At 55.5% G+C, this 26,109-nt stretch carries 27 protein-coding genes; 16 read left to right on the forward strand and 11 right to left on the reverse strand.

What is annotated here, in order from left to right:
- Positions 1-5: 5 nt before the first annotated feature.
- Positions 6-788, forward strand: coding sequence for a TrmH family RNA methyltransferase (locus ACU6HM_RS04105; protein WP_009454126.1), 783 nt, complete (start codon positions 6-8; stop codon positions 786-788).
- Positions 789-1,046: 258 nt separating this feature from the next.
- A complete protein-coding gene (locus tag ACU6HM_RS04110; RefSeq protein WP_021446559.1) occupies positions 1,047-2,495 on the forward strand; it encodes an amidase in 1,449 nt (482 codons plus the stop codon).
- A gap of 200 nt (positions 2,496-2,695) precedes the next feature.
- Here the strand turns inward: ACU6HM_RS04110 and ppsR are convergent, their stop codons facing one another.
- Positions 2,696-3,529, reverse strand: coding sequence for a posphoenolpyruvate synthetase regulatory kinase/phosphorylase PpsR (gene ppsR, locus ACU6HM_RS04115; protein WP_009454124.1), 834 nt, complete (start codon positions 3,527-3,529; stop codon positions 2,696-2,698).
- A 169-nt stretch (positions 3,530-3,698) separates the two neighbouring features.
- On the opposite strand from ppsR, the gene ppsA reads away from it, so the two are divergent.
- A complete protein-coding gene (gene ppsA / locus ACU6HM_RS04120) occupies positions 3,699-6,065 on the forward strand; it encodes a phosphoenolpyruvate synthase (RefSeq protein ID WP_021446560.1) in 2,367 nt (788 codons plus the stop codon).
- Positions 6,066-6,555: 490 nt separating this feature from the next.
- Here ppsA and ACU6HM_RS04125 read toward each other — a convergent pair whose 3' ends face one another.
- Positions 6,556-7,197 (reverse strand): TetR/AcrR family transcriptional regulator, encoded by a 642-nt coding sequence (locus ACU6HM_RS04125; protein ID WP_235484220.1) that lies wholly within the window; start codon positions 7,195-7,197, stop codon positions 6,556-6,558.
- A 341-nt stretch (positions 7,198-7,538) separates the two neighbouring features.
- Between ACU6HM_RS04125 and ACU6HM_RS04130 the strand changes: the two genes are divergently transcribed.
- Positions 7,539-8,849, forward strand: coding sequence for an NAD(P)/FAD-dependent oxidoreductase (locus tag ACU6HM_RS04130; RefSeq protein ID WP_009454122.1), 1,311 nt, complete (start codon positions 7,539-7,541; stop codon positions 8,847-8,849).
- A 32-nt stretch (positions 8,850-8,881) separates the two neighbouring features.
- On the opposite strand, the gene smpB is transcribed toward ACU6HM_RS04130, so the two are convergent.
- Positions 8,882-9,346, reverse strand: coding sequence for an SsrA-binding protein SmpB (gene smpB, locus ACU6HM_RS04135; RefSeq protein WP_003799781.1), 465 nt, complete (start codon positions 9,344-9,346; stop codon positions 8,882-8,884).
- 59 nt (positions 9,347-9,405) lie between these two features.
- On the opposite strand from smpB, the gene ACU6HM_RS04140 reads away from it, so the two are divergent.
- From ACU6HM_RS04140 to mmsB, 5 genes are all read left to right on the forward strand, one after another.
- On the forward strand, positions 9,406-9,840 hold the full coding sequence (locus ACU6HM_RS04140) for a type II toxin-antitoxin system RatA family toxin (protein WP_009454121.1): 435 nt from the start codon (positions 9,406-9,408) through the stop codon (positions 9,838-9,840).
- Entirely contained in the window at positions 9,833-10,186 is a 354-nt protein-coding gene (locus tag ACU6HM_RS04145; RefSeq protein WP_088450071.1) for an RnfH family protein, read from the forward strand. The genes ACU6HM_RS04140 and ACU6HM_RS04145 overlap by 8 nt, the downstream gene beginning before the upstream one ends.
- Before the next feature lie 149 nt (positions 10,187-10,335).
- Positions 10,336-11,484, forward strand: coding sequence for an acyl-CoA dehydrogenase family protein (locus tag ACU6HM_RS04150; protein ID WP_021446562.1), 1,149 nt, complete (start codon positions 10,336-10,338; stop codon positions 11,482-11,484).
- Positions 11,481-12,608 (forward strand): enoyl-CoA hydratase/isomerase family protein, encoded by a 1,128-nt coding sequence (locus ACU6HM_RS04155; RefSeq protein ID WP_035271706.1) that lies wholly within the window; start codon positions 11,481-11,483, stop codon positions 12,606-12,608. Before ACU6HM_RS04150 ends, ACU6HM_RS04155 begins: the two co-directional genes overlap by 4 nt.
- Before the next feature lie 58 nt (positions 12,609-12,666).
- Positions 12,667-13,563, forward strand: coding sequence for a 3-hydroxyisobutyrate dehydrogenase (gene mmsB, locus ACU6HM_RS04160; RefSeq protein WP_035271705.1), 897 nt, complete (start codon positions 12,667-12,669; stop codon positions 13,561-13,563).
- Here mmsB and ygfZ read toward each other — a convergent pair.
- Positions 13,538-14,389 (reverse strand): CAF17-like 4Fe-4S cluster assembly/insertion protein YgfZ, encoded by an 852-nt coding sequence (ygfZ, locus tag ACU6HM_RS04165; protein WP_446763362.1) that lies wholly within the window; start codon positions 14,387-14,389, stop codon positions 13,538-13,540. The two genes, mmsB and ygfZ, sit on opposite strands and share 26 nt — an antisense overlap.
- Before the next feature lie 269 nt (positions 14,390-14,658).
- Here ygfZ and mltG point away from each other — a divergent pair, with 269 nt between their 5' ends.
- Complete coding sequence (gene mltG, locus ACU6HM_RS04170; RefSeq protein ID WP_446763363.1) at positions 14,659-15,666, forward strand: endolytic transglycosylase MltG; 1,008 nt, start codon at positions 14,659-14,661, stop codon at positions 15,664-15,666.
- Between the two features lie 88 nt (positions 15,667-15,754).
- On the opposite strand, the gene ACU6HM_RS04175 is transcribed toward mltG, so the two are convergent.
- Positions 15,755-16,564 (reverse strand): deoxynucleotide monophosphate kinase family protein, encoded by an 810-nt coding sequence (locus tag ACU6HM_RS04175; protein ID WP_446763364.1) that lies wholly within the window; start codon positions 16,562-16,564, stop codon positions 15,755-15,757.
- A gap of 136 nt (positions 16,565-16,700) precedes the next feature.
- Here ACU6HM_RS04175 and holB point away from each other — a divergent pair, with 136 nt between their 5' ends.
- The 3 genes from holB (at position 16,701) to ACU6HM_RS04190 (ending at position 19,784) form a co-directional block, all read left to right on the forward strand.
- Entirely contained in the window at positions 16,701-17,750 is a 1,050-nt protein-coding gene (gene holB, locus ACU6HM_RS04180; protein ID WP_446763365.1) for a DNA polymerase III subunit delta', read from the forward strand.
- 17 nt (positions 17,751-17,767) lie between these two features.
- Positions 17,768-18,538: a TatD family hydrolase gene (locus ACU6HM_RS04185; RefSeq protein ID WP_446763366.1), complete on the forward strand. Its 771-nt coding sequence runs from the start codon at positions 17,768-17,770 to the stop codon at positions 18,536-18,538.
- Between the two features lie 349 nt (positions 18,539-18,887).
- Positions 18,888-19,784 carry an ankyrin repeat domain-containing protein gene (locus ACU6HM_RS04190; RefSeq protein ID WP_446763367.1) on the forward strand — a complete coding sequence of 299 codons (897 nt, stop codon included), beginning with the start codon at positions 18,888-18,890 and terminating at the stop codon, positions 19,782-19,784.
- Positions 19,785-19,947: 163 nt separating this feature from the next.
- On the opposite strand, the gene ACU6HM_RS04195 is transcribed toward ACU6HM_RS04190, so the two are convergent.
- The 3 genes from ACU6HM_RS04195 to ACU6HM_RS04205 form a co-directional block, all read right to left on the reverse strand.
- Positions 19,948-20,787: a DUF2789 family protein gene (locus tag ACU6HM_RS04195; RefSeq protein WP_446763368.1), complete on the reverse strand. Its 840-nt coding sequence runs from the start codon at positions 20,785-20,787 to the stop codon at positions 19,948-19,950.
- 167 nt (positions 20,788-20,954) lie between these two features.
- Positions 20,955-21,746, reverse strand: coding sequence for an RsiV family protein (locus tag ACU6HM_RS04200; protein WP_009454108.1), 792 nt, complete (start codon positions 21,744-21,746; stop codon positions 20,955-20,957).
- Between the two features lie 12 nt (positions 21,747-21,758).
- A complete protein-coding gene (locus ACU6HM_RS04205; protein WP_009454096.1) occupies positions 21,759-22,457 on the reverse strand; it encodes a glutathione binding-like protein in 699 nt (232 codons plus the stop codon).
- Between the two features lie 122 nt (positions 22,458-22,579).
- Here ACU6HM_RS04205 and arsC point away from each other — a divergent pair, with 122 nt between their 5' ends.
- The gene (gene arsC / locus ACU6HM_RS04210; protein WP_153230219.1) at positions 22,580-22,924 is read left to right on the forward strand and encodes an arsenate reductase (glutaredoxin); all 345 of its coding nucleotides are present in this window, start codon (positions 22,580-22,582) and stop codon (positions 22,922-22,924) included.
- Positions 22,925-22,955: 31 nt separating this feature from the next.
- On the opposite strand, the gene ACU6HM_RS04215 is transcribed toward arsC, so the two are convergent.
- Genes ACU6HM_RS04215 through ACU6HM_RS04225 form a run of 3 tightly spaced genes read right to left on the reverse strand, consistent with a single transcriptional unit; the run spans position 22,956 to position 24,711 of the window.
- Positions 22,956-23,528, reverse strand: a complete 573-nt coding sequence (locus ACU6HM_RS04215) for a YceI family protein (RefSeq protein WP_250755711.1) — start codon at positions 23,526-23,528, stop codon at positions 22,956-22,958.
- A gap of 53 nt (positions 23,529-23,581) precedes the next feature.
- A complete protein-coding gene (locus tag ACU6HM_RS04220) occupies positions 23,582-24,145 on the reverse strand; it encodes a YceI family protein (protein WP_137430338.1) in 564 nt (187 codons plus the stop codon).
- Positions 24,142-24,711 (reverse strand): cytochrome b, encoded by a 570-nt coding sequence (locus ACU6HM_RS04225; RefSeq protein WP_060185093.1) that lies wholly within the window; start codon positions 24,709-24,711, stop codon positions 24,142-24,144. The genes ACU6HM_RS04220 and ACU6HM_RS04225 overlap by 4 nt, the downstream gene beginning before the upstream one ends.
- A 214-nt stretch (positions 24,712-24,925) precedes the next feature.
- Here ACU6HM_RS04225 and ACU6HM_RS04230 point away from each other — a divergent pair, with 214 nt between their 5' ends.
- A complete protein-coding gene (locus ACU6HM_RS04230; protein ID WP_446763369.1) occupies positions 24,926-25,510 on the forward strand; it encodes a hypothetical protein in 585 nt (194 codons plus the stop codon).
- Positions 25,511-25,584: 74 nt separating this feature from the next.
- Positions 25,585-26,097: a ClbS/DfsB family four-helix bundle protein gene (locus tag ACU6HM_RS04235; RefSeq protein ID WP_009454089.1), complete on the forward strand. Its 513-nt coding sequence runs from the start codon at positions 25,585-25,587 to the stop codon at positions 26,095-26,097.
- Positions 26,098-26,109 lie beyond the last annotated feature (12 nt).

Consider the following 26,109-nt stretch of genomic DNA (forward strand, 5'->3'; position numbering starts at 1 on the left):
AGACAATGAGGCTGATTGAATCCAAAGATAATGCGCTGTTCAAACGAGTACAGCGCTTGGCTCACGATAAACGCGAGCTGGACGGGGGGGATCAGCTGATTTGGTTGGAAGGCATTCATCTGTGCCAAATGTGGCTGGAACGCCGTGGTTTGCCGGAACTGGCTGTTTTCGAGATGGACCGTCACTCCGACGAGTTGCTGGAACTGGCGCGTTTCTTGCCAGGCCATAGCAGCGTGACGTTCAATGCCACGTTGATGAATGCGGTGTCCCAAGTAGGTCAGGGGCAGGGCATAGGCTTTATTGTCCGCGTGCCTCGTGGACAGACTTGGACGGCTCCCACGAAACGCGCCATCTTGCTGGATCAGGTGCAAGATCCGGGCAATGTAGGCACGGTACTGCGCACTGCCGTAGCGGTGGGCCTGGAAGCGGTGTATCTGACACCGGGCTGTGCTAGCGTCTGGTCGCAGAAAGTGCTGCGTAGTGCGCAGGGCGCTCATTTCTCCATTCAAATCCATGAGCAGGTCGATGGCGTAGCATTGCTTGAACAAGCGGCCTTGCCGGTGCTGGTGACTTCTCTGGGCCCGGATACCCAGGACCTGTACGAGTCCAGCCTGCCAGACCAAGGGATTTGGGTTTTTGGTAATGAGGGCCAAGGTGTCAGCCCGGCCTTGCTGGCTAAGGCAAATCAACGCCTGTTTATCCCCCAGGCGCCCGGTGTTGAGTCCTTGAACGTGGCCATTGCCACCGCACTGTGCCTGTACGAGCAACGTCGTCAGCACAGCCGCTAGTTCCAGCGGCTTTATTTCACAGCATCAAGCAGAGTTAGCCTGTAAGCGCTAATTCTGTCTTGATCTGGCACTTGTCTCCACTTGTAAAATCAAGTAAATCATCTAGTAAGGCGCCTGCTTATCGGTACGCTAGTACTGAGTGCCTGGCGCAGTAGACGCTTGTCTGCTAGCGGCTCGTGCAGAGCCGTCTTTCCCTCCCTTTATCGCTGCATCGTTGTATCCGGCTGGATTCCTAATCTTTTTCAGATGAGGTCAACAATGAAACTTAGCGAATACGCGACCTATGATGCCCTGGCTCTTGCTGAGCTGGTCGCCAAGAAACAAATCAGTGTTCAAGAATTAAGCCAAGTTGGCAAAAAAGCCGTCGACACCTTGAACAGTAAAATCAATGCGGTTGTAGAGAGCTGGGACGGGGAGATTGACCCTCATGCTGACCGGGACTCCGTACTCTACGGCGTCCCGTTTTTGATTAAAGATTTGGCGATCACCATGAAGGGCAAGCGCTACGAGCTGGGCAGCAAGCTGGCGCAAGATATGGTGATGGATGCAGACAGCACCTTGATGAGCCTCTACAAGGAGGCGGGACTGGTCACGCTGGGGCGCACGACCACCTCGGAGTTCGCCATCAGTACCACGACGGAAGCGCGCTGCGTAGGCCCTACGCTGAACCCTTGGAACCCGGCTTTTAATGCTGGCGGCTCTACAGGAGGTTCGGCCGCTGCAGTGGCGGCAGGGATGGTGCCAGTGGCGCATGCAACTGACGGCGGTGGCTCTATCCGTGTCCCTGCAGCAGTGAACGGCCTGTTTGGTTTGAAGCCCACTCGGGGGCGTGTCTCCAGCGGCCCTCAGCAAGATGAAGTGTGGAGTGGTCTGCTGGCCCATCTGGGTGTCAGCCGCAGTGTGCGAGACAGTGCGGCCTTGCTGGATGCGATTAGTCGTCCCGGTATCGGCGAGCCCTATTACACCGCAGCGCCCCCGCAGAGCTTTTTATCGGCCGTCAAGAAGAATCCGGGTTCCTTGCGTATCGGCTTGATGATGGACCCGCCCAGCGGCGATAAAACCCAATCTGCCATAGCGGCCAAGGCGATTGATATGGCCTCGGTGTTGGAGTCCTTGGGCCATCAGGTGGAGCCCCTGGTGTTTGACTCCGGCGTCAGTTGGGAGGCTTTTGTGCACGCCAATGCTCAGTTCTGGAACGTGAATACGGCTGCATGGATAGACAGCATTGCAGCGGCGACAGGACGCCCGGTGAACGAGGAGTATCTGGAACAGGCCACGCTGGCGGCCTACGCCTACGGCAAGAAGATTAGCGGGATTGATATTCTGGGGGCGATTGCCGTGCGTAATACAGTTTCACGGAATTTGGGGGCGTATTTCCAGAAGTACGATGTGCTGATGACACCCACCGTGCCTACGCTGCCCATGAAGGTGGGCGAGTACAACAAGGTACAGGATCAGGTGGATGGCCTGGGCTGGATTGCCCACGTCTTCCGGCAAGCGCCTTTTGCTGCTTTGGCCAACATCAGCGGTTCGCCCTCCATGTCCGTGCCTGCTGGGCAGGATGTGGCCACCTCTTTACCCATAGGCATGATGTTTACAGCCGGCTATGGCCAGGAATGCCTTTTGTTCGGGCTGGCTGGCCAATTGGAGCAAGCCTTGCCTTGGGCCGATCAGCACCCGCAGGTTTGGGTGGGCAAGCTGGTCTAAGAGGGGGCAACAATAGGGGATGCAAGCCGGTATAGGCAAACCGACACCCGTAGAGGCGCAAGTGGATGCACAGCAGACCTGTTACCGTACCCGCAGCAAACAAAAAGGCCTGAGCCAGGTATCACACCGGGTTCAGGCCTTGATGTTGAGGCTGTCCGAATACGCCCGAAGGGGGGGCGCTTGGACCAGGAGTTCAATCCTTAGTAGGAGCGGCGGTCCAAACCGACATCATCCAGAATCTTGGTGGAGATTTCCTCGATGGATTTGGTGGTGGTGGACAGCCAAGGGATACCTTCCATACGCATCAGGCGCTCGGCTTCGGCCACTTCCATGCGGCACTGTTCGATGGTGGCGTATTTGCTACCCGGACGGCGTTCATTACGCACTTCGGACAGGCGGTCTGGATGAATGGACAGGCCAAAAATCTTTTTCCGGTAAGGAGCCAGCGTCGCGGGCAGGGTACCGCGCTGGAAATCCTCGGGAATGATGGGGTAGTTGGCGGCCTTGACGGCATACTGCATTGCCAAGTACAAGCTGGTAGGCGTTTTTCCGCAGCGTGACACACCCACCAGAATCACGTCGGCTTGTTCCAGACCATTCACGTATTGACCATCGTCGTGCGCCAGGCTGAAGTTGATGGCCTCGATACGGTTGTTGTAGCGCTTGGACATGCCACCGGAGTGCGAACGACCCACGGAACGGCTGGATTTCACCCCCAGGGCGCGTTCGATGTGTCGTACAAAGGCACCAAACAAGTCCAGGAAGGTGCAATTGGCCGCGCCAATGATGTGCGCCATCTTGGGGTCAACCAGGGTGCTGAAGACCAGAGGCTGCTGGCCCTGTTCCTGCGCGCATTGGTTGATGCGATCAGCAACAGACTGGGCTTTCTCGATGGTATCGATGAAGGGGATCCGGATGGCCTGAAATTCGAATTGAGCGAATTGCGACAGGACGGAGTTGCTGAAAGTTTCGGCGGTAATGCCCGTGCTGTCGGAAACGACAAAGACGGTACGCTCAATAGGAGAAGAAGACATGGAATAAGTCGTGCACAATGCTCGGGAAACGGTACAATTTGCAAGATTACCATTTACCGCTCGAATCGGGGGATGGAAAGGCAGGTTTGCTTAGGACAGATCACACGGACAGCGCTGCTGGGATCACTGCCTTAAGCAAACACGCTTTTTTTTCTATTCAAGGTGACTTATGTCTTACGTAATTGGTTTCGACAAGCTCCGCATGACGGACGTCGACACAGTGGGCGGTAAAAACGCTTCGCTGGGTGAAATGATCAGCCAGTTGGCTGATGCTGGTGTGCGCGTGCCAGGTGGTTTTGCCACAACAGCCGAAGCATTCCGCGTTTTCCTGAAAAACAAGGATCTGGACAAGCGCATTCAGCAGCGTCTGGACGCGCTGGACGCCGACGACGTGCGTGAACTGGCTGCTGCCGGTGCCGAAATCCGTCAGTGGATCATCGACACTCCGTTCCCAGCCGAGTTTGAACAAGCCGTACGTGACGCGTTTGCTGAGCTGGACGCCGATGGCAAAGGTTCCTTTGCCGTGCGTTCTTCCGCAACCGCCGAAGACTTGCCTGACGCTTCCTTTGCCGGTCAGCAAGAAACCTACCTGAACGTGGTGGGCATTGACGAGGTGCTGAGCAAGATTCACCATGTGTTTGCTTCCCTGTACAACGACCGCGCTATTTCCTATCGCGTGCACAAGGGCTACGCCCACGCTGAAGTGGCTCTGTCCGCTGGTATCCAGCGTATGGTGCGCTCCGATAAGGGCAGCGCCGGCGTGATGTTCACCCTGGACACCGAATCGGGCTTCAAGGACGTGGTTTTCCTGACCTCCTCCTACGGCTTGGGCGAAACCGTGGTGCAAGGTTCGGTCAATCCGGACGAGTTCTACGTTTACAAGCCAACGCTGGCTTCCGGTCACTACCCCATCATCAGCCGCCGTATCGGCTCCAAGCTGATCAAGATGGAATTTGACGAAGGTCGTACCACCGATCACGCTGTACGTACCGTGGACGTGCCTGTGTCCGAGCGCAATCGTTACTCCCTGAGCGACGAAGAAGTGATCGAACTGGCTCGCTACGCCACCATTATTGAAAAACACTACCAGCGTCCCATGGACATTGAGTGGGGTCGTGATGGTATCGACGGCAAGATCTACATTCTGCAAGCCCGTCCTGAGACGGTTAAGTCCCAGCAAGGCAGCAACGATGTGCAAGAGCGTTACCGCCTGAAAGCCACCGGCGACGTGCTGGTCACAGGCCGCGCCATTGGCCAGAAGATCGGTTCGGGCAAAGTCCGTATTGTGGCGGATGCTTCCGAGATGGATCTGGTCAAACCCGGCGACGTGCTGGTGACCGACATGACGGACCCTAACTGGGAACCCATCATGAAGCTGGCTTCGGCTATTGTCACCAACCGTGGCGGCCGTACCTGCCACGCGGCGATTATTGCTCGCGAACTGGGCATCCCTGCCGTGGTCGGTTGCAACAACGCCACAGACGTGCTGAAAGAAGGCCAGGAAGTGACGGTATCGTGTGCTGAAGGCGACGAAGGCCGTATTTACGACGGTTTGCTGGAAACCGAGATCGAAGAAGTCAGCTGGGGCCAAATGCCCGAGATCGGCCTGAAAGTTATGATGAACGTGGGTAACCCACAACTGGCTTTCGACTTCTCGCAAATCCCGAACGATGGTGTGGGTCTGGCCCGTCTGGAATTCATCATCAACAACAACATCGCGATTCACCCCAAAGCCGTTCTGGACTATCCCAATGTGGATAGCGACCTGAAAAAGGCGGTGGAATCGGCGGCTCGTGGCTACGCCAGCCCACGTGCTTTCTTCGTGGAAAAACTGGCTGAAGGTATTGCGACTCTGGCCGCTTCCTTCTACCCCAAGCCCGTCATTGTGCGTTTGTCGGACTTCAAGTCCAACGAATACCGCAAACTGGTGGGTGGTTCGCGCTACGAGCCCGAGGAAGAGAACCCAATGCTGGGCTTTCGCGGTGTGGCTCGCTACCTGTCCGAAGACTTCGCAGAATGCTTCAAGATGGAATGCGAAGCCCTGAAGAAAGTGCGCGACGAAATGGGTCTGACCAACGTCGAAATCATGGTGCCATTCGTGCGTACCCTGGGTCAGGCAGAGCGTGTGGTTGAGCTGCTGGCTTCCCACGGTCTGGCTCGTGGCGAAAACGGCCTGCGCCTGATCATGATGTGTGAAGTGCCTTCCAACGCTATTTTGGCCGAGAAGTTCCTGCAGTACTTTGACGGCTTCTCCATCGGCTCCAACGACATGACTCAGCTGACCCTGGGTCTGGATCGTGACTCCGGTATGGAACTGTTGGCTGCTGACTTCGACGAGCGCGACGAAGCCGTGAAGTTCATGTTGAGCCGTGCCATCAAGGCATGTCTGGCACAAAACAAATACGTCGGTATTTGTGGCCAAGGCCCTAGCGATCACCCCGATCTGGCCAAGTGGCTGAGCGAAGAAGGCATTATTTCGCTGTCGCTGAACCCTGACACGGTTGTGGACACCTGGCAGCGTCTGGCCAAGGCCTAAGACCAAGACCTAATCCACTGCCAGGGAAACGTCTCTGGCAGTAAGCTGGTCAAGCCAGTCAAGATTCAACACCCCGACATGGAGCTTCCATGTCGGGGTGTTGTCGTTTTTGGGGCGCATCTTTTGCCAGCGCTTCTGTTCTTGCTCCTGCGCGTGCTCAGGCGATTTCGTTTTGTGGTTCTTTTAGCCTGATAGTGCGTCTATGTTGGCGTATTGGCAGGCTGGAGTCGGTGTGCGAGCTCGTACAGGTATCGCCGAGTGCTCGTGGTGTAGGGCAGTGAGAAGCACAGGTTCAATCCTGACAACCGGCACCGATCAGGGGCAGGGAGCTGGTGAAAGGTAGTGATGGGGAAAAAGGAGTCGCCGTCACCGCCCTGGATCGGGCGGCATGGATTCAGATTGTCTTGAAGGGTTCGCTGTCAGCTGTAGAGCATAAAGCCGGGAACCGTAAGGAGATGGCAATCAGCGGTTGCAGTCGATTGATACAGCCTTAGTTTGCTGTGTCGTTTTGATAAACGTGCAAGAACATATCCAGAATATGTTCGGTTTCGCTTTGAATGTGTTCTTCGCTCCAGGGCTCCATGGCGCCCATCAGCAGGAGAACGATTTCGCCTTCGCTCAGGCAGCGGAAGTGTTCCACCATCAATGCCGGGTCCAGCTTGCGCAAGGTGCCGCGCTCGATGTGGTGGGCAAAAAAGCACTGCACGCCGTCCCAGATCTGATCATCCAGCATTTCCATGAAGCGCTTGCCGATGTCACTGTGGCCACCTACAGAGACGACGATACGTAACAATTGGGCGGTTTGCTTGGAGTAAAGATTGCGCAGCATGGGCAGCAAAAAGCGCTTCAGCTCTTCGCGAATATCGCCTTCGCAGTCCAGCTTGGTCAAGACCTGTTCGGTAAAGTCCTGGGCGCCTGTCAGCAAGACAGCCAGCAAGAGGTCTTCTTTGGACGGGAAGTAGTTGTAGAGTGTGCCCTTGGAGCCGCCTGCCAATGCAGCGATTTGGGACATGGATGTGGCCTCAAAACCATTCTCGCGAAAAACCTCGGAAGCCACTTCCAGGATTTTGTCGCGGCGTTCGCGCCCTTTTCGAGTCGCGCGTTGGGATTTTCGGGGAACATCGTCGTGCATAATGGCAGGCAAAAAATAAGTGAATAGGACAAAGTCAGCATCATACCGTATCAATAGCTGCTGTGCTGTTGCTCTATTTCGATCGTTAAGGGCAAGCAAGACCAAACCCCTTGATTTTACGACATGCACTGCTGCTGGACCTATTTGTTTGCGCCAGTCTTTGATCTAAGGCCTATTAAAGCGCAAAAGAGCCACATATTCGGGTGGTAGCGCAGGCCGGCGCTTCTGGGCGCGCCTGGCGGCGTCTACAGATCGCTATAGTCCTTATCTGTTTTGATTTAAAGTATAAGGCGGCGGTTCTGATACTCTCTTTGCTCAAGACAAGTCCCAAGGAGTTCTGGATGTCTACTACGCAGTCGTATCAAGTGGTGATCGTGGGGGGCGGGGCAGGTGGCCTGGAGCTGGCTGCCAAATTAGGACGTCAGTTCGGGCGTCAGCATATCTTTCTGGTCGACAAAGACAGTGACCATATCTGGAAACCGTCCTTGCACGAGGTTGCCGCCGGCACCTTGGATATTCACCGCGAAGGGCTATCGTATTTCATGCTGGCACGAGACTGTGGTTTCACTTTTATTCAAGGTGAAATGACCGGTATAGACCGCGAGCAGCGCAGTATTACGCTGGCTCCTGTCCTGGGGCCCGATCATGAAGAAGTGTTCCCGGAACGCAGCCTGTCCTATGGCACCCTGGTGATGGCCGTGGGTAGCAAATCCAATTTTTTCAATACGCCTGGCACCCATGAACACGCGCTGGCCTTGGACTCGACCCATCAGGCAGAGCGTTTCCGTTTGAAATTGCTCAATGAACTGATCAGTGTGACACGCCGCGCGCAGCGTGAACCGGGGGCACCGCTGTACATCAATATTGTCGGGGGCGGGGCAACGGGGGTGGAACTGGCTGCCGAGTTGCTGGAAGCCCGTGCTGATTTAAGCATTTACAGCATTCCGGGCAGCAGTTCGGACCGCGAAGTGCGCATTACCTTGCTGGAAGGCGCCGATCGCATTCTGTCTGCTCTGCCGCCCAAGCTGTCCGCTACCGCTCAAAGTCTGCTGGAGCAGCGTGGCGTAGCGGTACGGACCTCGGTGCGGGTCAGCCGTCTGGCGGCGGACCACATCGAGGATGCGAACGGTGGTCAATATCCCAACGATTTGTGCGTTTGGGCGGCGGGGATTGAAGCCCCTGCCTTTTTGGGCCAGTTGGGTTTGCCCGTCAACCGCATCAATCAGCTGGTGCTGGATTCCTGTCTGTCCACACCCGATCCCTATATCTGGGCCTTGGGCGACTGCGCACAAGTGCCCTGGGACAAGGAAGGTCAGTTCTTGCCTGCACGTGCCCAGGTCGCGCACCAGCAAGCCAGTTACTTGCGCAAACGTCTGGCCGCTCGCATCCAGGGCAAGCCTGTGGATGAAGCACCCTTTGTCTATAAGGATTACGGCTCGCTGGTTTCCGTGGGCCACAGCCGTGGGGTAGGGAGCCTGATGGGGGTCTTGTCCGGCAAGAGCTGGTTTGTGGAAGGTTTGCTGGCTCGCATCATGTACATGAGTCTGCACCTGATGCACCACATGGCGATTTTAGGGGTTGCGCGAACGGCAACCTTGGCTTTGGGCCGCTTGCTCAGCAAACGGGCCGCCCCTCGTGTTAAATTACATTGAGATTTGGAACAAAACGGGCTTTTTAGCCCGTTTTATTCATTCGTCTTACGGCGGGTGTCGTGTTTCATCAAGCGTTCTTGTTCGCGCTTCCAGTCTTTGTCGCGGGAAACATCACGTTTATCGTGCAGTTTTTTACCGCGTCCCAGACCGAAGTCCAGCTTGATACGACCTTTCTTGTAGTGGAGGTTCAGGGGAACCAGGGCGTAACCACGTTGTTCAACCTTGCCGATCAGCTTGCTGATTTCTTCGGCTTTGAGCAGCAGTTTACGTGTACGAGTGGCATCGGGCCGGATATGAGTGGACGCTGTCGGCAAAGCGCTGACGTGCATCCCTAAAATAAACAGCTCGCCCTCGCGTACGATGACATAGCTTTCTTTGAGCTGAACATGCCCAGCTCGGATCGCCTTGACCTCCCAACCCTCCAAGACCAGACCGGCCTCAAAGCGCTCTTCGATAAAATATTCGTGGGTAGCCTTGCGATTATCAACAATACTCATGAATTAATTGCCAACCATAGATTGTAAAATCAGAACATTCTATCTATTAACCAGACCTGATGCATACAGTAAAACGCTCCGTCCTCCTTCCTTATAGCTGCGAACAGATGTTTGACCTGGTTGCAGAGGTGGAAAAATACCCTGAATTCATGCCGTGGTGTGGTGGCGCCAGTGTCAACCAGCGTGACGAAAAGGGGATGGAAGCCTCGGTTACCATCAGCATTGCGGGTATTCGTCAAACCTTCACCACACGTAACGAACACGATTATCCCAATCGTATTGTCTTGCGCCTGGTCAAAGGGCCCTTCTCGGCCTTGACGGGGGATTGGCAGTTTACTCCTTTGGGCGAAGACGGTTGCAAGATCGTGTTCACCATGGAGTACGAGTTCTCCAGCCGCGCGCTGGAAATGGTGGTCGGTCCCATCTTTAACCGCGTTGCCAACAGCTTTATCGACTCCTTCACCCGCCGTGCCCAAGAGGTCTACGGTGACTGAATTATCCGTCAGCGTGATTGTGGCTACTCAGGCGCAGGTCTGGAAAGCCGCCCTGCGTTTGCCTGCGGGCAGTTGTGTGCGTGATGCCCTGTTAAAAGCTGGCATTGCCGAAGGCCTGCGTGAATGCGGCTTGCCGCCGCTGGACGATGAACAGGGCCTGGACGCGCTGCACGTCGGTGTCTACGGCCAGCGCTGCCAGCTGGACCAACTCTTGCAGGATCAGGACCGGGTAGAAGTCTATCGCGAGCTGGTCTTTGACCCCATGGATTCCCGCCGTCGCCGTTATGCGCACAAGCTGGCCGCCCGCGCTGCCGCCAGACCCCGCCGCAAACCCGCCCGCGCCTAGTTCTTCTGCGCCTGATCATCAGGCCGCTACTTTCAGCTAGACTGTCGCCTCCTGCCTTGCACTGCCCCCTATGAAACGGCTGATTGTCATCAGCACGACAACTAAAGGGGGCGGCTCGCATTATGGTGGGTAAAAATAAGGAGACAGACATGATACTGACAGACGATCAGAACGCTTTTGCGCAAGCGGCTCGCGAGTTTGCACAAGGGGAACTGGCACCGCATGCGGCACGTTGGGATGAGGAACAGATTTTCCCGATCGAGGCGTTCCGTAAAGCCGGCGAGTTGGGTTTTTGCGGCTTGTATGCCCCGGAATCCATCGGCGGCCTGGGCCTGGGGCGTCTGGAGTCCAGCCTGGTGTTCGAAGAAATGGCGGCAGTTGATCCCTCGACCACCGCATTTCTGACTATCCACAATATGGTTACCTGGATGGTCGGCACCTGGGGTACGGACGAAGTCAAATCCCAATGGGGCGAGCTGCTGAGCAGTGGCCAGAAACTAGGCTCTTACTGTTTGACCGAACCGGGCGCAGGCTCGGATGCCGCCTCGCTGCGGACACGTGCCGAGCGTGATGGCGACGACTATCTGATCAGCGGTAGCAAAGCCTTTATTTCCGGTGCCGGAGACACGGACTTGTTGGTGGTTATGGCTCGTACCGGAGGGGATGGCGCAAAGGGGATTTCCGCTTTTGCCGTACCTGCCGATGCCGCCGGTATCACTTACGGTCGTAAAGAATTGAAGATGGGCTGGAATAGTCAGTCCACACGGGGCATTACCTTTGAGCGCGTACGCGTTCCTGCCTCGGCCATGCTGGGCCAGGAGGGCGAGGGCTTCAAACTGGCCATGAAGGGCCTGGACGGTGGGCGCATCAATATTGCCTGCTGCTCGGTAGGAGCCGCCCAGGGTGCTTATGATGCTGCCCGTCAATATATGCAGGAGCGCCGCCAGTTCGGCAAGCATCTGGACCAGTTCCAGGCTCTGCAATTCAAGTTGTCCGATATTCTGACCAGCGTGGTTGCCGCCCGCCAAATGGTGCGCCTGGCCGCTTCGCACCTGGACGCCGGTAGCAGTCAGGCCAGCACCTACTGCGCCATGGCAAAGCGTATGGCCACGGATCTGGGTTTTCAGGCCTGCGTGGATGCACAACAGCTCTTTGGCGGTTATGGTTACCTGAAGGATTATCCTGTTGAGCGACTGGTGCGCGATACTCGGGTGCACCAGATTCTGGAAGGCACAAACGAGATCATGCGTGTCATCATTGCACGACAAATCATAGATCTTGGAGCTGATATTCGATGACGGATTCTGTTTTGTTTGATCGCCTGCCCGGCCAGAACGGAAAGGCGATTGGTGTTGCTACGCTGAACCGCCCGCAAGCCCTGAATGGGCTGAATTTGGAGATGTGCCAGCTGCTGTTCAAGCAGTTTCAGGAATGGGCGCAGGATTCCAGTATTGCCATGATCGTGTTGCATGGTGCCGGCGAAAAGGCCCTGTGTGCCGGGGGCGATCTGCATTCGCTGTATGCCTCCATGCAAAAGAACCAGGGTGGTTCGGCCTGGGATAACGAGTACGCCCGCGAATTCTTCGATGTGGAATACCGCCTGGATTATCTGATCCACACCTTCCCAAAACCTATCCTGTGCTGGGGTGACGGGATTGTAATGGGTGGGGGCGTGGGCTTGTTCAACGGTGCTAGCCATCGTGTGGTGACCGATACCACGCGTTTTGCCATGCCCGAGATCTCCATTGGCCTGTTCCCCGATGTGGGTGGCACCTGGATGTTGTCACATCTGCCTGCGGGTATCGGCCATTTCCTGGCACTGAGCGGCGCGCAAATCAACGCCTCGGATTGCTTGTTCCTGGGCTTGGCCGATGCCTACTTGCCACGGGTGCATTTCGATGCCTTGCTCAAGGCCTTGCAAGCCACGAACTGGTCTGATGAACGTGACGCTCGTGATAGCAGCGTGCATCAGGTCCTGCGTGGTCTGGCAGAGGGCGCTCGCCCCGATACCGGCCCGTTGGAGCAAAATTACGCCATGCTGCGTGATGTCTGCGCCAGTCGCGAGTTTGAACGCATTACACAGGCTTTGCAGCAGTGGCAGGACAGTGCCGACCCCTGGCTGTCCCGTGCCGCACAGACCTTCGCCAAAGGTGCTCCAGGTTCGGCTCGTTTGTCCTTTGAACTGCTGGAGCGTGTCCACCACCTGTCTTTGGCTGATGTCTTCCGCCTGGAATACATTGTGTCGCTGCAGTGTGGCGTACAGGGTGACTTCCAGGAAGGCATACGTGCACTGCTGATTGATAAAGACAAACAGCCACGCTGGAATCCGGCCTCGCTGGAACAGGCTGATGCCCGCTGGGTGGAACGCTTTTTTGTTCCCGCCTGGCCTGCAGAAACGACTCATCCCTTGGCTGACCTGTGATCCAGGCAGACCGCTGCGGCGCCTGACGGCGCCGTTTTCATAATGACGAGGAGACAAAATGAGTAACACGATTGCATTTATCGGGCTGGGCCATATGGGCAAACCCATGGCGCTGAATCTGCTCAAAGCCGGCCATAGCCTGAAGGTCTTTGACCTGAATGCAGAGGCCATGAAGGAGCTGCAGGCAGCGGGGGCGCAAGTGGGCGAGTCGGCGGTGCAGATCGCCAAAGACGCGCAGATGGTCTTTACCATGCTGCCTGCTGGCCGCCACGTTCGTCAGGTTTACGAGGGCGAGAACGGCTTGTTGCAGGCCGTGGCCCCCGGCACAGTGCTGGTCGATTGCAGCACGATTGATGCGCAAACCAGCCAGGATCTGGCGGCCAAGGCGGCCAAGCTGGGTCTGTTGATGCTGGATGCGCCTGTTTCCGGTGGTACTGGTGGCGCAATGGCCGGCACCTTGACCTTTATGGTCGGGGGCGAGGATCCGGCGCTGGAAAAGGCGCGTCCTTACCTGGATGCCATGGGCAAGAACATTTTTCATGCTGGTAAAGCCGGTGCGGGCCAGGTTGCCAAGATTTGCAACAATATGCTCTTGGGGATTTTGATGGCGGGTACCGCCGAGGCCCTGGCTCTGGGCGTTGCTCACGGTCTGGACCCGGCAGTGCTATCGTCCATCATGGCGCGCAGCTCTGGCCGTAACTGGGCGACCGAACTGTACAACCCCTGGCCTGGCGTGATGCCGGATGTACCGGCTTCGCGTGATTATCAGGGTGGGTTTGCAACAGGTTTGATGCTGAAAGATCTGGGTTTGGCGGCCGATGCGGCCGTGAGCCAAAACAGTGCGACACCCTTAGGCGAACTGGCACGTAACCTGTTCGCCTTGCATGCCGCACAGGGTCAGAATGCCGGGCTGGATTTCTCCAGCATTCTTAATTTGTACCGTCAGAAGAGCTAAGTTCTGGCAGAGCGTAGGGCAGGGGCTGCAATTCCAGCGCCTGTCCTTGCTCCAGTTGAAACTGGCCTTGTCCCAGGTCCGCCAGTACCACTTCCATCAAGACATACAGACGCTGCTGCTCGGCTTGCCAGGCGCGGTTGATAATGCGCGCAGCCGCAACCGGCTCTGCACCTTGAGAGACCAGGAACACATCGGCGGCTTCTTGCACCGCTGGTGCCGTGTCCAGAATGGCGCTGCGGGCGGCCATCATGCGGCGCTTGATCGTGCCTCGATAGTGGCTGCGTGCCACCACTTCCTGGCCGGGATAGCAGCCTTTCTTGAAATTGATGCCGTCGATCAGGTCCAGGTTCAGAGTCTGGGGAATGAACAGATCTTGCGTGTCGGCGCTGATCCAGGGCAAGCCCGCCAAAATATCCGCCGTTTCCCAACGACCCTCAGAAGCCTGAGCGTTCGTATCCTGCTGGGGAGAAATCCGCCAGTAGCGATTCAAGCCGCCCAGCTCGCCGGGGGCTTGGATGAAGGTGTCGTCACCATCGCGCTGCAAATTCCAGACCGCTTGGGCAGCGGATTGATCCGCTACACCGTAAACCTGCAACTCGGCCAGACTGATCGTCACTTTGCTGCGCAGCACGAACATGCGCAGGCGCTTGATCAGGGCCTCGCTCAGGTCACGGCGCACCAGGGCATAGACGGTCTCGTCCTGTTCACGCCACAAGACCATGGTCGCCAAACTGCGACCTTTGGCGGTGCAATAGGCCGCGATGCAGGCGCGGTCGGCTGCCAGATGCTCCAAGTCATTGCTGACTTGAGCATGGAGAAAGGACACGGCATCGGCTCCCTGAAACTGGAGGACGCACAAATCAGGCAGGGCGAAAGAGGAGGGGGCTGGCATTCCGGTCATGGCTGAGCGAAAAAAATAAATTTAAACATCAATGATACCGTGTGTGAGGCCGGTTTCAGGGGCATATCCCCGCTGGGATCAGGGCATGAGCTGGATAGCGCAATCCGGTAGCGCGGGCCTGCCCCGGTTTCTGTGTTTGACTGTGACACATATTCAGGAATATGCCGCCTTATTCTGATTACAATAGCGCTCGCATGAAAAAAACTGTCAAGATCTTCTCTGCCCTGTTGGGCCTTCTGGTGGTCGTCGCCTGTGTGATAGCGGGTGGCGCCTGGTATTGGGCCAAGAAGCAGCCCGTGACGATGAGTGCTGAACGCATCGACTATGTGGTGCCTGCAGGCTCTGGCCCCCGTGCGATTGCACGCAGCATGCAGCAGGCCGGGATCGATATCCAGGAAGATGCTTTTGTCTGGATGGCGCGTCTCTCTGGCCTGGATACCTCCTTGCAAGCGGGGGCCTACGAGGCCGTGCGTGGTGATACGCCATGGATGGTGATGGAGCGCATGTCCAGCGGCAATATGCTGCAAACCCGCCTGACCATTCCTGAAGGCTGGACCTATCAACGCATTCGCGAGACGTTGGCGAGCAATCCCCAGGTTCGCCAAACCTTGAGTGATGTCAGTGATACAGACTTGCTGCAGCGTTTTGGCTTGGACGCTGTACATCCTGAAGGTCTGTTCTATCCCGATACCTATGTTTTTGTACCGGGTACGGCAGATGTGGATATCCTGCGGCGCGGGTTTCAGGCTCAGCAGGAACTGCTGGAACAGCTATGGGCGGACCGGGATGCGGATTTGCCCTTGAAGACGCCATACGAGGCCTTGATCATGGCTTCCATCGTGGAGCGTGAGACAGGCCACAGTCAGGATCGAGCGCGTGTAGCCGGGGTGTTCATGAACCGTTTGCGCGTAGGCATGCCATTGCAGACAGACCCGACTGTTATTTACGGCATGGGTTCAGCCTATGACGGCCGTATTCGCAAGCGCGATTTGACGACGGATACCCCCTGGAACACGTACACGCGCAATGGATTGCCTCCCACGCCGATAGCCAGTCCTGGCAAGGCTTCCTTGATGGCGACTTTGCATCCCGAAAAGCATGATTTCTATTATTTTGTATCGCGTGGCGATGGAACCAGCGAGTTCTCGACGAATCTGTCTGCACATAACCGGGCCGTCGCCAAATATATTCTGAAACGCTAAACCATTCAGGCCCTATCAGGGGCCTGAATGGTTTTTGGGGGCGGTTTGGTGACACTTGGACGGCTGAGCGCTATCCAAGGCCAGGGAGTCAAAGCTTCAAGCCGTGCCGTTGCGTGAAGCCCGTCCACAAATCATGGACCTTGCTGGCCAGTTCTTCCAGGCCTGCGTCATTGCGAATCAGATAGTCCTGGGGGGCGCGTTCTACACCCCATTCGGAAGAGTGCTGGCTGATCACTGGATTGCCAGGGCGTTCGATATGCCAGATTTCCCCACCATGTTCACGGATGAAATTGGCCTCGTTTTCGTAACGAATGTCTTTAATCAGCAGACAACGGGCCTGACTCATATCAGGAAGCTGGTGGCTGGGCAGGAACAGGGGCAAGGTTTGGCGACGGTGCTCGTAATCCGGGTATTTGGCCAGAACCTGATTGCGTAGATGTTCGGCCGCCTGACGCGGACTCAAACCCCAAAAGGCATCCACATTATCCGCCCGCTCATCATCCAGGTGCTCAGGCACCATGCCGTAAATCGCGGCCAGAGCCAGCGCCCAGACCGAGTAGTTCTGAATGCTTCTGGCAAGGGGGGAGCCCGGTCCAAACTCCAGCACATGTTGGGCGCGGCGTAGCCAATGATCGGGATCGCGCTGGCGCATCCAGTCCGTTCCCAGTAGCTGGAAACACTGTCTGGGGGAGCGCTGCCAAAGGGCAATAGGCACTTCTTTCAGGCTGTCGTCTGTCCAGGCTTGGGCTGGACTTAGGCCAAACAGCACTTCACAGCCCATTTTCACGGGGTCGGCCAGGGCATAAGCGGCCAATAAAGGGTTTTGTGCCAGTAGTAGATTGGCGACGGTATCTTTGCCTGAACGCGCTTTGGCGGCCAGCCCGATCAATAAGCTCACTTCATCATCCTTGGTAGTGGAGCAGGCATTTTACCGGTTCATATTACAATGTGCGCTGAGCTGTTCAAGCGGGGGCGATTGCCTGGTCTTTCCTGCGTGAATCAGGCCTTTTGATGTGCAACCTTGAGGCAATACGGTGTCTGATAGTTTGACTTTTCTACCTTGGCAAATCGCGACCGCCCAAAATTGGCTGGGCAATCAGGAGCGTTTTGCCCATGCCTGGCTGATCCACGGTCTGCCGGGCATCGGCAAGACGCGATTCGCCCGTGCGGCCGCCGCCAGTTTATTGTGCGACCAGCCGGTGCAGGGTCTGGCTTGTGGCCACTGTCAGGCCTGTCAGTGGGTGCGGGGGGGAAATCACCCGGACTTGCGCCTGCTGCGCCCGGATGCGGTTGCGCTGGAAGAGCAGGGGCCAGACACCCAGGAAGGGGACTTGGCCAAAGACTCGGCTGCCCGTAAAAATCCTTCCCGGGAAATCCGGGTGGAGCAATTACGCCAGTTGCAGCACTGGTTCAATACGGCCACTCATAGAGGCGGGTGGCGAGTGGCGGTGCTTTATCCGGCTCAGGCTCTGAATCTGGTATCGGCCAATGCCTTGCTGAAGGTGCTGGAAGAACCTGCGGACCGCACAGTTTTTCTGCTGGTAGCCGATGCGCCAGATCGGCTGTTGCCTACACTGGTATCGCGTTGCCGCCGTTTGCCTTTGCCCGCACCTGATGCTCTGCAATCGGTGCAATGGCTGGAGCAACAAGGGGTGGATCAAGCCTCGGACTGGTTGGCTGCCTGGGGTGGTGCTCCACTAAAAGCGTTAAGCGCCAGCCAGGATATGAATGCACCGTGCCCAGATTGGTTAAGCGTTTGGATGGATGGGGTATTGAAAGCAGGTCGTGAGGCGGATTTGTCCTTGGCCGATACGCTGGAAAAACTGCCCGCCCAAGAGTGGATTGATCATTGGCAACGCTTGTTTGTCGATATTCAGCTGGGTGGCTTTGCTCAACCGGCGCGTTACTATCCTTCCCTGCAAAAGCGTATTGATGCCTTGGCAGCCCAATCCAACACCACAGCGGTGACGGAAGCCCTGAAGTGGCTGGTGCAGCAAAAGAGGCTGGGGAATCATCCTCTCAATGCTAAATTGTTTATTCATCATGCCCTGGACCGTTTGCACCAGGCATGTCGTCGTGTCTAAAAAAGTACCGTCTAATCATGTTTGTTGATTCGCATTGCCATCTTAATTTCCCTGAACTTGCTGAAAATCTGGACGACATCCTGGACAAGATGCGCCAGAACCAGGTGGGCTGTGCGCTGGTGGTCAGCGTGGATATGGACGACTGGCCCGGTTTGATGGAGCTGGTGCGTCCCCACGGCCATTTGTTTGCCTCGGTTGGCGTACATCCGGATTATGAGAAAGTCACCGAGCCTACCGTCCAGGAGCTGATCAAACATGCTCAAGATCCCAAAGTGGTGGCTATTGGCGAAACGGGTCTGGACTATTACCGCTTGCAAGAGCCCCTGGATTGGCAGCGTGAGCGTTTCCGCACCCACATCCGTGCCAGTCGCGAGTCGGGCCTGCCCTTGATCATCCATACTCGCTCGGCCAGTGAAGACACCATTGCCATCATGCGCGAAGAGCAGGCGCAGATTGCCGGGGGCGTGATGCACTGTTTCACTGAAACCTGGGAAGTGGCACAAGCGGCCTTGGATCTGAATTTCTACATTTCCTTCTCCGGGATTGTGACCTTCAAGAACGCTACCCAACTGCAGGATGTGGCGCAACGCGTGCCGCTGGATCGTTTGTTGATCGAAACGGACTCGCCATTTTTGGCTCCTGTGCCATATCGAGGCAAAACCAATGATCCTTCCCTGGTCATTCATGTGGCCGAGAAGATTGCGGAGCTTCGTGGGATCTCGGTGAAGGAAGTGGAAGAGGCTAGTACAGAGAATTTTTTCAAATTATTCAGTAAGGTACAGATTTAAGTTAATCTGGTTTAGAGGTTTTGATGAGGCTTTTGTGACTGTTTGGGCCAAGACTCAGGATCTTGCACAAGGGCGGCTTAAAGGTGATTTAAAACTTTAAGAATATTATTTAACTATTTGATTTCAAGAGTAAAAATAGAAATTTACTGGATTTTTCCTGCCTTTTAGGCTTGGTTTAGATTCAGTTAGAATTTTCATTTTTTGTTAATAATCAGTGGGTTATTGAACATTCTCAAACCTGCTTGTAGTTAAAAGCTTCCCGCTTGGATAGAGAGGAGCAACGCTTGCAGCGGCATCTATCTGTACTTTCATAACCTGATAAAGCACTTTATGAAAAGGATTTAATAGCATGATTTTTAAAAGAAAAATACCCAATAAAACCATCCTTTCCATGGTGCTTCCTTTGGCCTTTCTGCTGTCAGCCCCTGTGTCGGCGCAGGAACCAGAGCTTGAAAGCCGAAATTGGTATTTGGCGCTGGAAAATGACCGACCCAACATCATCGAGCAGGAGTTCATCAAGGGGGCGAACCCCAACGCCGTGGACTCCAAGGGCAATCCTTCCTTGATGCTGGCGATACGCAACAAGTCGTGGAAAGTGGTGGACACTTTACTGGCTAACCGTCAAACCAATGTGAACATCGAGAACGAGGCCCGCGAAACTCCCATGATGTATCTGGCTCTGATGGGGGAGACCGCTCGTTTGCGTGATCTGCAAGCACGAGGGGGGCAGGTGAATCGGGTGGGCTGGTCACCTTTGCACTATGCCGCTTCCAAAGGACATGAAGAGACGGTGCGCTATCTGCTGTCTCAGAAAGCGATTGTGAATGCACCTGCACCAGACGGAACCAGCCCCTTGATGATGGCGGCTTTGTCGGGCAAACGGGCGGTGGTGGATGTGCTATTGGCTGCCGGAGCGGATCCGAGTATGCAAAATGCCCAAGGTTTGAGTCCGGCAGACTGGGCGCGTTCAGCCAATCATGAACAATTGGCCAGTTATCTGGATCAAGCTGTCGCTCGTAAAGCGGCCGCTGCACCAGCCGCAGCGGGGACTTACTCCGGTGGAGCGGTACAGACTTATGGTGTGCCAGAGCGGGTAGAGCAGCCTGATCTGAATCGGGTGCAAACGGTGACGGTAGAGCCCGAGCCAGCTCCTGCAGAAGACAGCTCCAGTTCGAAACCTGCTTCGTCCAGCAGTACCAGTCGCTATTTTGACCTGGATCGTTTCGACAAGCCTGTACAGCCTTAAGTCTGGGGGCAGGATGTAAAAAGGAGCCTTGAGGGCTCCTTTTTTGTTACGGCAATAATCGGGAATGGTTGTAGTGATACTGACGTCCTGCACTGCGTTCGCAGCTGTGGTGACTCAGTATTTCTACAGGCAGGAAACCAAAACCCTTTTTATCTATTGCCCCTTAATTGCCCTTTTCTTGCGCCTTGGCCATATGGGAGGCATGCACAAAGGTCTGGAAACCTTGCAGGTAGTTGCTGAGCATTTTCTGGATATTCTCATCTTGCAGTTTGCCTTCCGCATCAAAGGAATTCTGCGCACGAGACACCAGCAACGAGCCGCCGCTGTACAGGGACACGCCCAGCATTTTCAGCGTAGGTAACCAGGCTGCCTGGGAGGAGACCGTGCCAAATCCCCCCATGGAAGCGCCAATCAGCCCGGTAATACGGCCCGAGAAGATGGCCTTCATGTCCGTGCGGGACAGCCAGTCGATCCCGTTCTTGAATACGCCGGGTACGCCATTGTTGTATTCCGGGGTAACCAGCAAGAGAGCATCGGCGTTCAGGATCTTTTCTTTCAAGGCCAGTACGGCTTCTGGAATGCCTTCCTTGCTCTCAACATCGCCGTCATACAGGGGGATGCCGTGTAGGGTGGCGACTTCAATCGCCATGCCTTGGGGAGCCAGGGCTTGAGCGGCGTGTGCCAAAGCGGTGTTGAAGGAGCTTTGGCGCAGGCTGCCTGATAAAGCCAGAACGCGGCAAGGGCCGGACAGGTTCACCACGCCAGTCGTTTGACGCAGGGCCTCGCTTAACTGGTCAATGATCTGGATCCATTCCGGGGAATCTTGGAGTCGTTTTTCCCGAATGAATTCGGCTTGAGACTCGTTCCAGAAGGGAGCGTCAGCCAGCAGCACGTCATTAGGCAAAGGGCGGTGTTTTTCCAGAAAGCTGGCAATCGCCTCGGGGGTGTTGGGCAGACCCAGTTGAGCAAACAGGTCGTGAAAGCGGAACAAGTTATCAGACATGGTGGTAGGGGAGCTTGGAAGAGGGGATGATCGGACGCTAAGGACGGGCGTGGCTCCAGCATGTATGGCTAAAGGCTCCGGGCTTTGAGTAGCGCACAAAAAAACACTGTTTTTATTAACAGGCAGCCTGATATACGCTGCCTGTCTATTTACGGTGACCCAAACGCTTAATTGGCGGGCAGGTAGTCAGGACGCAGAATGCCACGCAGTTCCGAGTAGGGCAGCAGTAGCTCTGGCTGACCGAAGGAATACGGGGCGACCTCGTACGGGTTGTACTTCACCAGCAAGCCCTGATCGGTCAGAGCAATGTTCTGGGCGGGCTGGAAGGGCCACATTCTGTCCCAACCGGCTCGGTCTTCACGCGCTTCACTCAGGCTGGAAACCCAGTTGTTGTGCGCATGGCGTACCAGTTCCTGGAAAGGCTTGATCTTGCCGGGGGCAATAATGCGGTCCAGAGGTAAAGCGGTCTTCAGGCGATTGTCCCAGTTGATGAACTGGGTTGCTGTAATGCCGTGGGCCGCACCCGTCATGTAGATGCCCGAACTTAGCTCGACGACCGTCAGATCCCGGTTACGGTAGCGCGTACGGGCGGATAAATGTACTTCGTCACGATTATTGGCGGTAGCCCAGTAGTAGTTCTCGAATTCCTTCAAACCGCGATAGCCAGGATGGCGGTCAGAGATAACCGTCATATGAGCCAGGCTTTCATCGACCAGTTTGGTCAGCTCGGCATTGCCGGGGAAAATCAGAGATTTCACTTCCAGGCGCGGGCATTCACCGGTACAGCCTGGTTTGACGTGCTTGTAGTCCAAGGGCTGGGTAAAAACGCCATCTTTTTCAGTCTGATCCTGGGTTTGCGTTGGAATCAGGGAGATATTGCTGGGCGTGCTGGAACACGCAGACAGAGCCATGGCTGTCAGGCCAATAAGCAGCAGCTGATAGGGGCGCTGTAAGGTCATGGGATCGTAGTCCTATCGGATGGTTTTAGAATCTTGGCCAAAGAGGATTTGACGGGCCTTGTCGTCATGGACGGGCGAGCCGGGGTTGATCTGTTCGACCAAGGCATAGGCACGCTCAGTTGCGGGACGCGCGCCAATACGCTCAAACCAACGCTTCAGATGTGGGAAGTCGTCCAGATTCTGGTTTTGACGCTGGTGGGAGACAATCCAGGGGTAGCTGGCCATATCGGCAATGGAGTAGTCCCCAGCAATAAAGTCGCGCTGCTCCAGATGTTTGTTCAGCACGCCATAGAGACGGCCAGTCTCACGCACATAGCGGTCGATCGCGTACTCGATTTTGACGGGTGCATAGACATTGAAATGGTGGTTCTGGCCTGCCATGGGGCCCAGGCCACCCATTTGCCAGTACAGCCACTGCAAGGTTTCGGTACGCACTCGCAAATCGGTCGACAGGAACTGGCCGGTTTTTTCTGCCAGATATTGCAGGATGGCGCCGGACTCGAACAGGGAGATAGGTTCGCCACCGTCTTGCGGAGCCTGGTCAACAATGGCGGGAATGCGGTTATTGGGGGCGATACGCAGGAATTCAGGTTTGAATTGATCGCCTTGGCCAATATTGATGGGATGGATGGTGTATGGCAGACCGGACTCTTCCAGAAACATCGTGATTTTATGTCCGTTGGGAGTGGTCCAGTAATACAGGTCGATCATGTGTTCTCCTGGCTAAGTGAAGACGCTGGCCTGTCTGCAGCAAGCTACCCAGATGACGTATCCGGCGGCGCTGGGCTACTATTGTTCGCCTGAATACGGTTTATAGGAAGTCAAAGACTGTCATGAGCAAAATCTATCATAATCCGCGCTGCAGCACTTCGCGTAATGCCCTGGCCATGATGCGTGAAAAAGGTCTGGAACCCGAGATCATCGAGTACCTGAAAACACCTTTGTCACGCAGTGAACTCAAAGCGCTGATTGCGGCAACGGGCTTGACGGTACGCGAGGCCATGCGCAGCAAAGAGGCTGTTTACAGCGAGCTGAACCTGGGCAATCCCGATCTGAGCGACGAGGACTTGCTGGCAGCGATTGAAGCCAATCCTATTTTGTTGAACCGTCCTATCGTGGTGACAGAAAAAGGGACGCGTCTGGCGCGTCCCCTGGAAGTGGTTCAGGAAATCCTTTAAACAGACTTCCTGAGTAGCGAGTGCTTCGCTATTACTGGGCAATGGCTTCCAGCGCAATGCGGATAGTGACTTCATCACCGACGTAAGGCACGTTGGCAGCCATGCCAAACTCGCTACGCTTGATCTCGATCTTGCCGTCCGCGCCCAGGGCGGGTTTGTTCATCATGGGGTGCTTGGGCATGGTCAGGAAGGACTCGATGGTCATGGTCACGGGCTTGGTAATGCCCTTGATGGTCAGATCGCCCTTGGCGGACACAGGCTTGTCACCGTCGAACTGAATGTCCTTGGACACAAAAGTTGCTTCGGGGAACTGCTCGGTGTCGAAGTGATCCTTGCCCTGGATGTGTTCGTTGAACAGGGGAAAGCCGGTGCTGACCGAACGGGTGTCGACTTTCATGTCGATGCTGCCGGTCTTGGCTTCCTGGTCCAGTGTAACCGTACCTTGTGCCTTGTCAAAACGCTGGCTTTGCGTGCTCAGGCCCAGGTGCTTGTAGCTGAAGTGCACAAAGGTGTGGCTGGGTTCAACCTGATAGGTGACTGGAGCCGCCTGGGCAGCAAAAGCAAACATGAAACTGGCGGACAGGGCAATCACTGGCTTGATCATGAGGGTGTAATCCTTGTTATGCAGGGAGAGAGAGGAGGCGCTGATGCGTCTGCTTACTTGGCATCAATCTTGAAGTTGACGGTGATCTCGTTGGCCACGATGTCGTAGCTGGACCAGGAGCCTTCACCGATAGAAAAATCGCCACGCTTGATTTCAAAGGCACCGCTAAAAGTGGCTTTGTCGCCTTCGGGAGCCATGGTCGCCATGACAGTGACGGGTTGCTCACGGCCTTTGATCTGCAGCGTGCCTTGCACTTCATATTGCTGGTCGCTGACAGCGCGGAAACTCCTGGAGCTGAAAACGGCCTGGGGATGCGCGTCAATATCGAACCAGCGCACGTCTTGCAATTCATCATCGGCTTCTTCTGAGCCGGTATCAACGCTATCCAGGGCGACCTTCAAGACCACCTTGGACTGATCCAGGGCGTCGGGGTTGAAGTTCAGTTCGCCTTCAAATTTACGGAACTGACCATCCAGCTTCACACCCATCTGGGAATACTGAAAGCCGATTTCGCTATTTTGGGTGTCCAGAGCCTGGTAGTTCTTGGCGTTGACGGCCAGACTGGTGCCCAGGCCCAGAGAGCCGATCAGCAAGGACACGAAGACAGATTTTTTCATGATTTGGCTTTGCCTAAAGTAAAGGTGATGCGGCCAAGCAAGCCGTCACGGTCTATGAACTGATGCTTCAAGGCCGCCAGAACATGCAGGCTGACCATGGCAATCAGGGCGTAATTCAAAAAGATGTGGACTTGGACCAGCAGCTCGCCCAAAGGTTTATCTTTGGAAACCAGATCGGGCAGGGGGATCACGCCAAACCACACTGTCTGAAAGCCTTTGGCAGAACTCATCAGCCAGCCTGTCAGGGGAATACCAATCATCAACAGGTACAACGCGGCATGACCACAGTGGGCCAGAGCCCGGCTGAAAGCAGACATGCCAGGAGGTAGAGCAGGGGGGCGGTTGAACAAACGCCAGAGCAGGCGCAGGATCACCAGTACCAGCAGGGAAATACCGGCCCATTTGTGCCAGGAATAGACTTGCAGTTTCAGAGGGGACAGGGGCAAGGTTTTCATGGTGTAGCCCACGGTCACCAGGGCGGTCAGGGCCAGTGCCATCAGCCAATGCAAGATGCGTGCGACTCGGGTGTAGCGTTGGCGATTCACTGGAACAGGGGTGATGCTCATTGATAATGCCTTTCATTTACGAAGCCAAGAAACTTTAACCTGTTTGTAAGCATCGTAAAAGACCAGATTTTGCAATGCAGTAATGCAATATTGAGGGGTATTGGTCGTGCGCTCTTGCAAGATGACTATTTTCTTGCAGCGTGTGACAAGGCTTTCAGGGTGGGGTGGGGGCGGGCTAAACTCTTTTTTTCAGCTCGCAAGCAAGGAAGTCTCTATGTGGAAAACAGCGTTGGTCGTCGTGGTAGCCGGTTTGTTGGCAGGATGCCAGGACTCGAAAAAGGCCAATGAGGAAAATTTCAGCACGGCAATCCAGAACTATCTGGATACGCGAGACGGCTTGTGTGTAGGAGTGCCTGGACGTGTGTATCCCTATCAGGCCGAGCACGATTCCCCCTTGATTGTGGAAGATCGAGCTCGTCTGGCTGCCTTGGCCAAGGTAGGTTTGTTGCGTCAGGTAGGAAAGGAAGAGGCACCGCGCTACGAGCTGGATGCCAATGCAGACACCTATTTGCGTCGCTCCAGCTCCGAACAGTCGCAGGGCGAGCATGATGCATTTTGTACGGGCCGCCTGGTTCTGGACCGTATCAACTACTTTACCGAACCGGCCAGCGCAGGCGGGTTTACCGTCAGTCAGGTGAGTTATGTCTATCATCTGGCCGATGCGGCGGGCTGGATCAAAGATAGCGCGGTTCAGGATACCTACGAGGATCTGCGCGGGTTGACGGCCCAGGAAGTCGAGGGACAGGCACGAATGATTCTGACCAATAAGGGCTGGGTTCATCAGAACCTTTATCGTTAAGTGATGCCACACGGCTGCATGAAAAAGGTGGGGCAGTACGGTGTGGTTCGGTCTTGAGCAAGAGGAGCAATCATATGGCTGTGCCTCAAAACAAACACGATTTATTAGTGGCCATTTGCAGCAATTATCAAAAGTTGGCTGCAGATCTGGCTACTGTTCCCATTACGCGGGCTCGTGAAAAAGACCTGGAAGGTCATACCAAGGGGACGCAAATGAGTGTGGCTGATCTGGTCGCTTATTTGATCGGATGGAACGAACTGGTTTTGAAGTGGAGCCAGGCCAAGGCCAAAGGTTTGCCGGTAGATTTCCCTGAAACCGGTTTTAAATGGAACGAGCTCGGGCGTCTGGCACAGAAGTTCTATGCCGACTTTGCCAATGTGTCGTACTCGGACTTATTAAATCGCCTGGAGGAGGCGCAAGCTCGTATTGTTGCCTTGGTCGAGCAAAGTACAGATGGTGATCTGTATGGAGCGCCTTGGTACAAGAAGTATTCTCTAGGGCGCATGATTCAGTTCAATACGGCCTCACCTTATGCGAATGCTCGGATCCGACTGCGGAAATGGAAGAAAATACATTCCATTGTCTGATAAGACGAAGTT

The organism is Alcaligenes sp. RM2 (genome assembly GCF_052931795.1).